The 11,995-nt window shown below is 72.9% G+C and carries 8 protein-coding genes; 4 read left to right on the forward strand and 4 right to left on the reverse strand.

Features of this window, described 5'->3' with window-relative positions; all coding sequences use genetic code 11:
• Nucleotides 1–17: 17 nt before the first annotated feature.
• Nucleotides 18–2,375 (forward strand): transketolase-like TK C-terminal-containing protein, encoded by a 2,358-nt coding sequence (locus BMY89_RS00380; protein ID WP_092375239.1) that lies wholly within the window; start codon nucleotides 18–20, stop codon nucleotides 2,373–2,375.
• A 34-nt stretch (nucleotides 2,376–2,409) separates the two neighbouring features.
• Here BMY89_RS00380 and BMY89_RS00385 read toward each other — a convergent pair whose 3' ends face one another.
• Together BMY89_RS00385 and BMY89_RS00390 are read right to left on the reverse strand one after the other, a co-directional pair.
• Nucleotides 2,410–4,020 (reverse strand): metallophosphoesterase family protein, encoded by a 1,611-nt coding sequence (locus tag BMY89_RS00385; RefSeq protein ID WP_092373432.1) that lies wholly within the window; start codon nucleotides 4,018–4,020, stop codon nucleotides 2,410–2,412.
• 66 nt (nucleotides 4,021–4,086) lie between these two features.
• Nucleotides 4,087–5,250 (reverse strand): PQQ-dependent sugar dehydrogenase, encoded by a 1,164-nt coding sequence (locus BMY89_RS00390; RefSeq protein ID WP_092373434.1) that lies wholly within the window; start codon nucleotides 5,248–5,250, stop codon nucleotides 4,087–4,089.
• A 98-nt stretch (nucleotides 5,251–5,348) separates the two neighbouring features.
• On the opposite strand from BMY89_RS00390, the gene BMY89_RS00395 reads away from it, so the two are divergent.
• Nucleotides 5,349–6,275, forward strand: coding sequence for a 2-hydroxyacid dehydrogenase (locus BMY89_RS00395; RefSeq protein WP_092373436.1), 927 nt, complete (start codon nucleotides 5,349–5,351; stop codon nucleotides 6,273–6,275).
• Here the strand turns inward: BMY89_RS00395 and BMY89_RS00400 are convergent.
• On the reverse strand, nucleotides 6,269–6,646 hold the full coding sequence (locus tag BMY89_RS00400; protein WP_092375242.1) for a PH domain-containing protein: 378 nt from the start codon (nucleotides 6,644–6,646) through the stop codon (nucleotides 6,269–6,271). The genes BMY89_RS00395 and BMY89_RS00400 overlap by 7 nt on opposite strands.
• A 237-nt stretch (nucleotides 6,647–6,883) precedes the next feature.
• Here BMY89_RS00400 and BMY89_RS00405 point away from each other — a divergent pair, with 237 nt between their 5' ends.
• Entirely contained in the window at nucleotides 6,884–9,247 is a 2,364-nt protein-coding gene (locus BMY89_RS00405; protein ID WP_232520988.1) for a bifunctional diguanylate cyclase/phosphodiesterase, read from the forward strand.
• Nucleotides 9,248–9,269: 22 nt separating this feature from the next.
• Here BMY89_RS00405 and BMY89_RS00410 read toward each other — a convergent pair whose 3' ends face one another.
• Complete coding sequence (locus tag BMY89_RS00410; protein WP_092373440.1) at nucleotides 9,270–10,292, reverse strand: LacI family DNA-binding transcriptional regulator; 1,023 nt, start codon at nucleotides 10,290–10,292, stop codon at nucleotides 9,270–9,272.
• 396 nt (nucleotides 10,293–10,688) lie between these two features.
• Here BMY89_RS00410 and BMY89_RS00415 point away from each other — a divergent pair, with 396 nt between their 5' ends.
• The gene (locus BMY89_RS00415) at nucleotides 10,689–11,966 is read left to right on the forward strand and encodes an extracellular solute-binding protein (protein ID WP_092373442.1); all 1,278 of its coding nucleotides are present in this window, start codon (nucleotides 10,689–10,691) and stop codon (nucleotides 11,964–11,966) included.
• Nucleotides 11,967–11,995 lie beyond the last annotated feature (29 nt).

Below are 11,995 nucleotides of genomic sequence, written 5' to 3' on the forward strand. Positions count from 1 at the left end.
AACCTGTGGAGTGCACCGTGAACCAGCACGACCTCGATGTCCTCGACGAGATCCAGCAACGGGTGCTGTGGCTCGCCACCCGGATCGTGGACGCGGCCAACCACGACCGCGGCACCGGCGACGGGGTGAAGGTCGGTGGACACCAGGCGTCCAGTGCCTCCCTGGTCACCGCGATGACCGCGCTGTGGTTCGCCCATTTGACCGCCGAGGACCGGGTGGCGGTCAAGCCGCACGCCTCCCCGGTCTTCCACGCCATCACGTACCTGCTCGGCAACCTGGACCGGTCGTACCTGACCCGGCTGCGGGCGCGGGGCGGGCTGCAGTCGTACCCGTCGCGGACCAAGGACCCGGACGAGGTGGACTTCTCCACCGGATCGGTGGGCCTCGGCGCCGCCGCTCCGCTGTTCGCCGCGGTGACCCGACGCTACGTCGACGCGCACTTCGGCGAGCGCCCGCACTCCCGGTTCGTCGCACTCATCGGCGACGCCGAGCTGGACGAGGGCAACATCTGGGAGGCGGTCGCCGACCCGGCCACCACCGGTCTCGGCAACGTGATGTGGGTGGTCGACTTCAACCGGCAGTCGCTGGACCGGGTCGTTCCCGGCGTGCGGATCGACCAGTGGCGCGGCCAGTTCGAAGCCGCCGGCTGGCACGTGGTCGAGGTGAAGTACGGCCGTCGGCTGGCGCAGGCGTACGCCCGTCCGGGCGGGGAGGCGCTGCGCGACTGGATCGACGCGATGCCGAACGAGCAGTACCAGTCGCTGTTCGGGCTGACCGGACCAGCGCTGCGCAAGCAGTTCCTGGACGGCGCCCCCGACGGCATCGCGGCCCTGATCGCCGACGTCGCCGACGAGGAGCTGGGCCCGCTCGTCACCGACCTGGGCGGGCACGACCTCGCGTCGCTGCTGGACGCGTACGCCCAGTGCGACGCGGTGACCGACCGGCCGAGCGTGGTGTTCGCGTACACCGTCAAGGGGTGGGGGTTGCCCATCGCCGGCAATCCGCGCAACCACTCGGCGCTGCTCTCCGGCGAGCAGGTCGACGCGCTGCGCGCCGCGCACGGGCTGACCCGCGACACCGAGTGGGACCGCCTCGACCCGGCGTCGCCGGCCGGGATCCGGGCCGGGCAGCGTCGGGAGGCGCTGTCCCGCGCGCCCCGCGAGCGGGCGCTGCGGGTCACCGTCCCACAGACCACGAAAGTACGCGCGAACAAGCCGATCTCCAGCCAGGAGGTCTTCGGTCGGGTGCTGGTCGACCTGGCCCGCGACCCGCAGGTGGGCAGGTACCTCGTCACCACCGCACCGGACGTGGCGACCTCCACCAACCTGGCCGGGTTCATCAACAAGACCGGCGTCTTCGCGCCGACCGCGCAGCGCTCCTGGTCGGAGGACAGGATGCTGCGCTGGACGGAGAGCCCCGACGGGCAGCACATCGAACTGGGCATCTCCGAGATGAACCTGTTCCTGCTGCTCGGCCAGCTCGGCCTGGCCTGGGACCTGTCGGGGCAGCCGCTGCTGCCGGTCGGCACCGTCTACGACCCGTTCGTGCTGCGCGGGCTGGACGCCTTCCTCTACGGCACCTACTCCGGCTCCCGGTTCGTGGTCGCCGGCACCCCGTCCGGGATCACCCTCGCTCCCGAGGGCGGCGCCCACCAGTCGACGATCACCGCGAGCGTGGGCCTGGAGCTGCCCGGGGTGACCTTCGTCGAGCCCGCGTACGCGGGCAGCCTGGACTGGCTGCTCTGCGACGCGCTCGGCCACATCGCCGGGGCGCCGCAGCCGACGCCGACCGCCGCGCCGGCCGAGGACGGGGCGTACTACTTCCGGCTCAGCACCCGGCCGCTGGACCAGACGCCGTTCGAGGCGGCCCGCGCCCGGCTGGGCGACGCGGTGCTGCGCCGGCAGGTGCTCGCCGGGGCGTACCGCCTGGTGGACGCCCACCAGGCACACCCTCACCTGGCCGACGCCCCGACGGTGCAGCTGGCCGCCTCGGGTGCGGTGCTGCCGGAGGTGCTGGCCGCGGCGGCGGAGTTGGCCGACGAGGGGGTGGCCGCCCACGTCGTCGACGTGACCAGCCTGGACCGCCTCTACCGGGCCTGGCAGCGCACCCTGCGGCAGGGCGTACGCACGGCCACCGTGCCCAGCGTGCCGGGCGCGCTGCGGGCCGCCTTCGCCGACCGGGTGCCGGTGGTGACCGTGCACGACGCCGCCTCGCACGCGATGGCCTGGCTCGGTTCGGCGGTCGGCGCTCCCGCCGTGCCGCTCGGGGTGGACGAGTTCGGCCAGTCCGGCACCGTCCACGACCTCTACGAGCTGCACGACCTGCTCCCCGGCAGCATCGTCAACGCCGCCCTGGCCGCCATCTCCCTCCGCTGAGCCCATCCACCTCGGGCCAGCGGGCGGGCCTCGGCTAGCGCGTGGGGGTTGGGGTGGGGGTGATCGTCGGCGTGGGGGTGGCGCCCAGGGGGGTGGTCGTCGCGGGTGGGGTGATCACGGTGCGTTCGAGGTTCACCTGCGACTGGCCGGTGCCGCCCACCGTGATGTCGTCGTACGCCTGGAGCCGCTTCTCCTGGTCGAAGTAGAGCACGGTCATCGCCAGCGGGGTCGGTTCCTCGCCTTCCAGCCCGCGCAGCCCCGCACCGCCGGTGGAGCCCTGCACCATCAGCGTGGTCGGCTGCTGGCCCGGCACCTCCGGCAGCGTGTTGATCTGCCGGTCGTGGGTGTGCCCGGCGAGCACCAGCGGGCAGGTGCCGGAGAGCGGACCGGCGGCGGCCGGGTCGTGCACCAGCGCGATGTCCACCGGCCGTGGTGAGCTGCGGATCGTGGCGGCGAGCTTGTCGCCCGTGGAGATCAGCTCGTCGGCGGTGGGCTGGTTGAGCCCGCCAGTGGCCGGCGAGGTGCTCTTGTCCGGGGTGAAGCGGGGGTCGCCGATACCGGCGATGGTGAGTCCGGCGACGGTGACCGTCGTGTTGTCCAACACGATCGCGTTCGGCTGGCGGGCCACCGCCGCCGCCGTACGCCCGGAGTCGTGGTTGCCGCGGATGTACACGTACGGCTTCTCGAGCAGGCTGATCGACCCGACGTAGGACGCCTCCGGCTCGCTGCCCCAGTCGGTGATGTCGCCGGTGTCGATCACCACGTCGATGCCGAACTGTTCCGTCACGGTCCGGATCAGCTGCCAGGCGGTCGGGTTGAGGTGCAGATCGGAGATGTGCAGTACCCGGGTGGTGCCCGGCTCCGGTTCGTAGACCGGCAGCGCCGACACCGTGGTGTAGAGCTGGGTGACGTTGCCGATGAGCCGCTGGAGCTGCTCGGCGTACCGGGTGTAGTCGTCGGCGATCTTGCGCACGTCGCCCACGATCGCCGGGGCGTTGACGAGCAGCCCTTCGTACCGGGGCTCCTCGATCGCCTGGGGGCGCATCGTCGCCGCGGCGGTGCCCAGGCTACCTGCGGTGATCATGAAGGCCAGCGCTCCGGCCCAGGCCGCCCGCCGGGTGTCCCGGAAGACCAGCAGGGCCAGCACCAGGGTCGCCAGCACGACGGAACCGAGCGTACGCAGACCCAGCCGCAGCACCCCGATCCGGACGTCGTCGACCGCCGACTGGGTGGCCCGGTTGAGGCCCGCCGGGTCGCCCAGCAGTGCCTCGGTCCGACCCTGGTCCAGGGCGCCCAGCTCGACCGTCAGGTGGGTCGGCCCGTCGTGGCTGTCCAGCAGCAGCGAGCCCAGCGGCGGGATGTCGACGGTGGTGCTGCCGCCGACCGCCGGCTCGACCGACAGCTCGGCGCGGAAGGGACCGATGTCCGTGCCCACCTGCCCGCCGGCCAGGAGCCCGAGCAGCACTCCGGCCAGGGTGACCACGAGCACGGCCACGGTGACGGCCGCCCGCCGTACGCCCCTGCGGCGCGTTGCCGCCCGTGAGCCGGCGCCGGCGCGACGCAACGAGGGGAAGCCGCGCTGGCGGCCCTCGGGTGTACCGCCGTCCTGGCCGCGACGCGGCTGCTCGTTCTGCTGACCGTCCATGTTGAGATTCTGACCTGCCCGCCCATGGATCTTGGCAAACCTGGGGTGATCCGCTTCGCACCCGGTTCAGCTGCGGCCGGCGCCACCACCAGCGAAGACCAGGCGCAGCAGCCGGTCGTCCTCGGGCGCCGGCCGGCCCCGCCCGTCGTGGTTGGAGGTGGCGACCCAGAGCGAGCCGTCCGGTGCGGCGGCGATCGCCCGCAACCGACCGTACCGCTCGGTCAGCAACGCCTGGGGCTGACCGAGCACCGTGCCGGTCTCGGTCAACTCGACCAACCAGAGGCGCTGGCCACGCAGGCACGCCGTGGCGAGCATCCGCTCCACCGCGGCCAGGCCGGAGCAGGACGCCTCGTCGGTCGACCACTGCACGATCGGGTTGACGTACTTCTCGTCGTCGCCGCGGCCCTCGACTTCGGGCCAGCCGTAGTTCTTGCCCTTGGTGATCTGGTTGATCTCGTCCCAGGTGTTCTGACCGAACTCGACGGCGTACATCCGGTCGCCCTCCCAGGCGATGCCCTGCACGTTGCGGTGGCCCAGCGACCACACCGGGGAGTTCGGGAAGGGGTTGTCGGGCGCCGGCTTCCCCTCCGGCGTGATCCGCAGGATCTTGCCGCCGAGCTGATCGAGGTCCTGCGACTGGTCGGTGTCCCCGGCGTCGCCGGTGCTGGCGTAGAGCTGCCCGTCGGGGCCGAACGCCAGGCCGCCGCCGTTGTGGATGCCCGCCTTCGGGATCCCGGTGAGGATCGGCGTGGGCTGCTCGCCGAGCCGCAGCCGGGCGATCCGGTTGTCCCGTTCGGCGGTGTAGTAGACGAAGACCGTCTGGTCCTGGGCGTAGTCCGGTGACACCGCGATGCCCATCAGGCCACCCTCGCCCGAGGCCACCACGTCGTCGACGGTCTGCACCTCGGTGACCTTCAAACCGTCCGGGCTAGACTCCGGGCCGACCTGGACGATCCGGCCGCTGTCCCGCTCGGTCACCAGGGCGCCGCCGTCGGGCAGGAACGCGATGCCCCAGGGCACCCGCAACCCCTGGGCGAGCACGGTGGCGACGGCCTCCTGGTCGCCGGCGTCGGCCGTGGCCGAGGGGGTCGGCAGGTTCGGTGGCTCGCCGGCCGGATCCGGCTCCGGTTCACCGAGGCTGCAACCGGTGGCGGCGAGCAACAGTGTCGCGCAGGACGCCGCGAGGGCGATGCGGACCTGACGGGCGCGGAGGTACGGGGGAGCGCTCACCCGAGCCAGGGTAGCCCGCCGGGGGCGGGACCGTGGCGCTCGGCGCGGGCGGACCCCTATCGGCTGGTACGCCGGCAGGGGGCCTATCGTCGGCGGACGTGAAGGTATGGATCCCGCACGAGACCGGCCACGCCCTGCTCGGTGAGCTGCCGCCGGAGGTCACCGTCGAGACGATGGACGATCCGGCGAGGCTGCCCTCGCCGGTCACCGACGTCCGGTTCTGGGTGCCGCCCTTCCTGGCCGGTGTGGACGCCACGGCACTGCTGCACGAGCTGCCGGACCTGGCGCTGGTGCAGCTGCTCTCGGCCGGCGCGGACGCCTGGGTGGGTCGAGTTCCACCGGGGGTGACCCTCTGCGACGCCCGGGGTGTGCACGACCCGTCCACCGCCGAATGGGTGGTCGCCGCGATCCTGTCCCAGCTGCGGTCCTTTCCGGCGTTGGCCCGCGCGCAGGCGCAGCGACGGTGGGCGTACGACGAGGTGGCGCCCACCGACGAACTGGCCGGCAAGCGGGTATTGATCATCGGCGCGGGTTCGATCGGCACCGCGCTGCGCGATCGCCTCACGCCCTTCGAGGTGGAGTTCACCCTGGTGGCCCGCACGGCCCGGCCGGAGCAGCAGGTGCACGGGGTCGTGGAGCTGCCGCGACTGTTGCCGCAGGCCGACGTCGTGGTGCTGCTGGTGCCGCTGACCGAGCAGACCCGGGGTCTGGTCGACGAGCAGTTCCTGGCCGCGATGCGCGACGGCGCGCTGCTGGTGAACGCCGCCCGCGGACCGGTGGCCCGGACCGACGCGCTGGTCGCCGAGCTGGCCACCGGCCGGATCTCCGCCGCTCTGGACGTCACCGACCCGGAGCCGCTGCCCGCCGACCACCCGCTCTGGGAGATGCCGAACGTGCTGATGACCCCGCACGTCGCCGGCTCGGTGCGGGGCCTGCTGCCGCGGGCGTACCGCCTGGTCGGGCAACAGATCCGGCGCTTCGTGGCCGGTGAGCCACCGCGGAACGTGGTGGTGGACGGCTACTGAGCCGGTTCGGGTTCGCCGCGCCCGGCCGCGGCCACCAGCCGGGGCAGGTCCTGGCGGCGGACCGCCGGAAGCACCAGCACCTGGCCGTCGCCGAGCTGGGCGACCGCTCGGCCGCGCGGGTCGGACCCCAGCTCGACCACCTGCTCCCAGGGGATCCGACGCTGTCCGGCCAGCGCCCGTAGCCGCAGTCCGCGGTCGTCGGCGTCGGTGCCGGCGCGCCAGGCCCAGACGGCCACCGTCACCGGCACCAGCAGCACCGGCAGCAGGTACGCGCGGGCGCTGGCCAGCGGCAGCGCGCCGATGGTGGCGACGATCGCCGCGACCAGGATGGCCTGGTGGTGCCGGAATCGCACGGTGTCGGAGCGAGGCATGACCAGATGATCGCACCTGGTCGGCGCGGGGTCGCGGCGGGCCAGCTCGGCCAACCGCCCACGGCCGGTGTCCGTGGCCTGACTCACTGTCGATTGGCCGTCACTTCTCGCGGGTCGACTCGTTCACCGATGGTGGGCGGTGGACCATCTGTCCGCCGTCCGTGCACCGCCGCACCGCCCCCGTGCCCCCTCACGAAGGCGAACGTCGTGCCCGTCCCGTCTGTGTTTCGTGTCGCCGTGTTCCCTGTCGCCGCCCATCGTCCGATCCTGCCGGAAGTCGGTGTCCTCGCGGTGGTCGCCGTGCTGGTCGTGCTCGGTGTGACCGGGCCGGTGCCGGCGCTCGCCGTGGTGGCGCTCGCCGGTGCGGCCGGCTCCACGCTGGCCGGCGTACGCCTGTCCCGGCTGGCCGTCGGTGTCGACTCGCCAGCAGCCAACCTGGTCGGCGGCCGGCTGGCCCGTCGTCGGGCGGCCCGACCACGCCGGGCCGCGGCCCTCCTGCACGCCGCGGTGGTGACCGCCGGGCTGACCGCGGCGGTGCTTCCGGTGGCCTCCGCCGGCTACCGGCCGACGGCGGCCCTGGCGGGGCTCGCCGGCACCACCGCGCTGCTCGGCGGCGGCCTGTTCAGCCTGCCCCACCGGCCGCGCACGTCGGCTCGGAGCCGGCTGCGCCACCTGCTCGACGGCGCCGCGCCCGGCGTCGGCCTGGTGCTCGTCGCCTGGCTGCTGCTGCCGTACGCCGATGTCCCGGCACCGGTGCGGCTGGCTGTCGCGGCGGTCCTGGGTGTGCTCGCGGTCGACGTGTTGACCGTGTCGACCGGGCCGCACCGGGACTCCGGCATCGCCCGCTGCCGCGCCGGAGCCGCGTTGACCCTGCTCGCCCTGGTGCTGCTGGCCGCGCTGCCGGCGGGTCCTGACGCCGGGCGGGCGGCGCTGCTGGCCGTACCCCCGTTGGTGACCGGTGTGCTGCTGGTCGCGGCCGGAGTGCGGCGGGTGGCGCAAGCCGACGCCGGAACGGTCCGGTCTGCGCCGTGGATCTGGCCCCGGGCCGTGCTGCCGGCGGTCGCGGTGATGCTGGCCGTGGTCCAGCAGTTGCAGGCCGGGCTCCTGCCGGACCGCACCGCGGTGTTGCTCGCGCTGACCGCGGTGCCGGCGCTGGTGGCGCGCGAGCTGCTCGGTGGGGCGGGGCAGGGCGACCCTCCCGCACCCGAAGCCGCGCCGACAGCAACCGCGCCGACAGCAACCGCGCCGACGGCACCAGCCGCGCCGACAGCGCCGACAGCAGCCGCGCTGACGGCGCCAGCATCAGCGACGGCAATGGCAGCGGCGGCAGCGGCCGGGCCGACAGCGGCGGCGGGTGCGTTCGCTGGCGGCGGTGGCCCCGCCGGGCGCGCCGCCCTGCTGCTGGCGCTGGGGGCGCGTCCCGAACCGGCCTCCGGCGCGTTGCTCGTGGTCGACCTGCACCTGACCGAACTGCCCGGGCCGGTCGCGCGCGACGACGTGGCCGCCGAGGCGGTCCACCGGGCCCGAGCGGTGGCCACCGCCGACGAGGAGGTGTTCGACCTGACCGGAACCGGCCTCGCGGTGGTCACCAGGGCAGGACCGGTGCTGGCCTACGCGCTGGGTACCCGGCTGCTCGGCGAACTGGCCCGGCCGTACGAGGTGTCCGGGGCGGTGCTGCGGGCGCGTCCCAGCGTCGGGCTCGCCGAACTCGTACCCGGCCGGCCGGAGGATCTGCTCCGCCAGGCGGACCTGGCTCGGCGACGCGCCGCCCAGCTCGGCCGGGACCGGGTCGAGTGGTACGACGCGTACCTGGAGGAGCAGTTGGTCCGCCGGCTGGATCTGGAGCGGGAACTGCCGGGCGCGGTTGCCCGAGGTGAGCTGGACCTGGTCTACCAGCCGGTGCTCGGGCTGGCCGACCGGTCGCCGGTCGGCACGGAGGCGTTGCTGCGCTGGCGCAACCCGGTGCTGGGCACCGTGTTCCCGACGGAGCTGCTACCGGTGGCCGAGGATCTCGACATGGTGGGCGAGCTGGGCGCCTGGGTGCTGGACCGGGCCTGCCGACAGCTGGCCGACTGGTCGGTCGGCGGTCGACGGCTGTGGATGGCCGTCAACGTCACCACCCGCGAACTCACCTCACCGGACTTCGTGCCCCGGACCGCGGCCGTGCTGGAGGCGTACGGGGTGGGGCCGGACCAACTGGTGGTCGAGGTCGCCGAGCCGCGGGTGGCCGCGGACCTGCCGACGGTGACGGCCCGGCTGGCCGGGCTGCGCTCGATGGGCATCCGCACCGCGCTGGACGACTTCCGGGTCGAACAGGCGTCCCTCACCCAGCTCCGGCGGCTGCCGATCGACCTGCTCAAGGTGGGGCCGGAGGCGGTCGGTGCGATCGGCGATCGGCACCACCCGCTGCTGGACGTGGTGGTCACCGTGGCCGACCGGTTGGGTCTTGAGGTGGTCGCCGAGGAGCTGGAATCCGCCCACCAGGTCGAGGGGGCGCTGCGCGCCGGCTGCCGTTACGGCCAGGGGTTCGAGCTGGCTCGCCCGGCGACGGCGGAACGTGTGGAGGCGTACTTCGAGGAGTTCCCCTCCACATCGCGCTGAGGGCAGTAACTGCTGAACCGGTTCACTTCCCGCTGGGCGGTGGACCGGTGCTGCCGCGTGGAGTCAGGTGGGCGGTCTCGTCCTGCAGCCCGACCGCCGGGGCACCCTCGATGACCTGCAACAACTGCCGCGCCGCGTGCGCGCCGTAGGCCGGGATGTCCCGGCCGAGCGCGGTCAGCGGCGGGTGCACCAGCCGGCACAGCGCCGAGTCGTCCCAGGCCACGATGGACAGGTCGGTGGGTACGGTGAGCCCCATCTCCTGGGCGACCGACAACCCGGCGATCGCCATCACGTCGTTGTCGTAGATCACCGCCGTGGGGCGTACCCGGGAACTGAGCAGTCGCCGGGTCGCCCGGGCACCCTCCTCGCCGGTGTAGTCGGAGGGGGTGGTGAGCGCCTCGGGGAGGCCGAGGCGCTGGCACACCTCGGCGAAGGCCCGGGTGCGGATCGCGGTGTGCAGGAGCTCGGGCAGGCCACCGACGCGGGCGATCCGCCGGTGCCCCAGGGCGTACAGGTACTCCACCGTCTCCACCAGCGCCGCCGCCTCGTTCGACCAGACGCTGGGCAGCCCGCCGGTGCCCTCCGGCCCGCCGATCACCACGGCCGGCAGGCCCAGCTGTTCCAGCACCGGCACTCGTACGTCGTCGGTGCGCAGGTCGCAGACGAGCACGCCGTCGACCCGGCGCTCCCCCCACCACCGCCGGTAGACCGCGACCTCGGCGTCCTGGTCGGCCACCACCTGCAGGGTCAGTGCGTACGAGCGGGCGGAGAGCTCCGCCTCGACGCCGCTGATCAACTCCATGAAGAAGGGCTCGATGCCGAGCGTGCGGGCCGGTCGGGCGAGGATCAGCCCGATGGCCCGGGCGGTGGCCCCGGACAGGGCCCGGGCGGCGCTGCTCGGGCTGAACCCGATCTCGGTGGCGATGGCGAGGATGCGCTGCCGGGTCGCCTCGGAGACCCCGGGCTGCCCGTTCAGCGCGTACGACACCGCGCCCTTGGACACCCCCGCCCGCCGGGCGACATCCGCGATCGTGGGCCGCTTCACCGGCGTACGTCCTCCTGAACCAGTCTCCTGCGCAGCCCACACCGGTGGCGCGGGCCGCGGTGGACACGTTACTGGTCGTCCGCGCCGGTGGCCCGGTCCGGGTCCGGGCGGGACAGGTCGCTGGCGAACGGCACCGCAACTTGTTCGGTTCAGTCTACGGGCTGCCGGTGGGGCGACACGTTGTGCGCCAGCGGTCGTTGCCGCTGCGAGCTGTGCGAGAGAGCGCGATATCAGGTGCTTCTGCTCGGCTGGACGAGTGTCAGGTTACGGGTCGGCCACGTCGTTAACCCGCCGTTGACACTGCGGGAGCACGCCCGTACGGTGGCGTCACTTATCCGGTTCAGTCAACGTTCCTCGATATCTGGAGCGTTCCCAAATGGTCTCGGAGGATGGGTCATGAGACGGTCTACGCCTCGTTGGCTGCGGGTCGCAGCCGTTGGTCTGACGGTCGGTTCGCTCGTTGTCGCGTGCAGCGGGCGCAGCACCACAGGTGGCTCCGGCGGCGACGGCGAGGTCACCCTGACAATCAACTTCTGGGGTGACTTCGGCCTGCAGGACCTCAAGGCGAGGTACGAGGCGGAGAACACCAACGTCAAGATCGCCCTCAACTCGGGCGAGTACAACGCCCAGCACGAGGACCTGCAGAAGAAGCTGATCGCCGGCTCGGGCGCGCCCGACATCGCGGCCATCGACGAGGGCTTCATCGTCCAGTTCCGCAGCCAGGCCGACCAGTTCGTCAACCTGCTCGACTTCGGCGCCGGCAAGCACGAGGACCACTACCTGCCGTGGAAGTGGAAGCAGTCGCTGTCGGCCGACGGCGCCACCCAGATCGGCCTCGGCACCGACGTCGGCGGCCTGGCCATGTGCTACCGCACCGACCTGTTCGAAGCGGCCGACCTGCCCACCGAACGGGACCAGGTCTCCGCGCTCTGGCCCACCTGGGACCGGTTCCTGGAGGTCGGCCAGGACTACACCGCCAAGACGAAGAAGAAGTTCATCGACAACGCGACAAACCTGTTCAACCCGATCCTCGGCCAGCAGCAGGCGGGCTTCTACGACGAGAGCGAGCAGCTGCAGATGGAAGGCGGCCCCAAGGTCGCCTTCGACTACGCGGTCCGGGCCGCCGACGCCGGTCTCTCGGCGAACCTCACCAGCTTCCAGGCCGACTGGGACAAGGGCTTCACCAGCGGCGCGTTCGCCGTGCTGCCCTGCCCGGCGTGGATGCTCGGGCACATCCAGAACACCGCGCCCGGCACCAAGGGCAAGTGGGACATCGCCGCGGTGCCCGGCGGCGGCGGCAACTGGGGCGGCTCCTTCCTCACCATCCCCAAGCAGGGCAAGAACGTCGACGAGGCGTACAAGTTCCTGGACTGGCTGATCCAGCCGGAGCAGCAGATCGAGGTCTTCAAGACGGTCGGCAACCTGCCCTCGCAGCCGGCCCTCTACGCCGATCCCGCGATCGCGGACTTCAAGAACGAGTTCTTCAGCTCCGCGCCGGTCGGCCAGATCTTCCCCAAAATGGCGCAGGGCCTGACGCCGCAGTACCTGGGCAGGAAGAACGGCCCGACCCGGGTCGCGGTGGAGAACGTGATCAACCGGGTGCAGAACGGCACGCTGAAGTCGGACGCGGCCTGGGCCGAGGCGATCAAGGAAGCCGAGAAGGCCGGCAAGTAGTGCGAGCGGGGGTGGCGTGGGCGTGTGGG

The sequence above is a fragment of the Micromonospora phaseoli genome, assembly GCF_900109115.1.
In the GTDB taxonomy this organism is placed as follows: domain Bacteria; phylum Actinomycetota; class Actinomycetes; order Mycobacteriales; family Micromonosporaceae; genus Micromonospora; species Micromonospora phaseoli.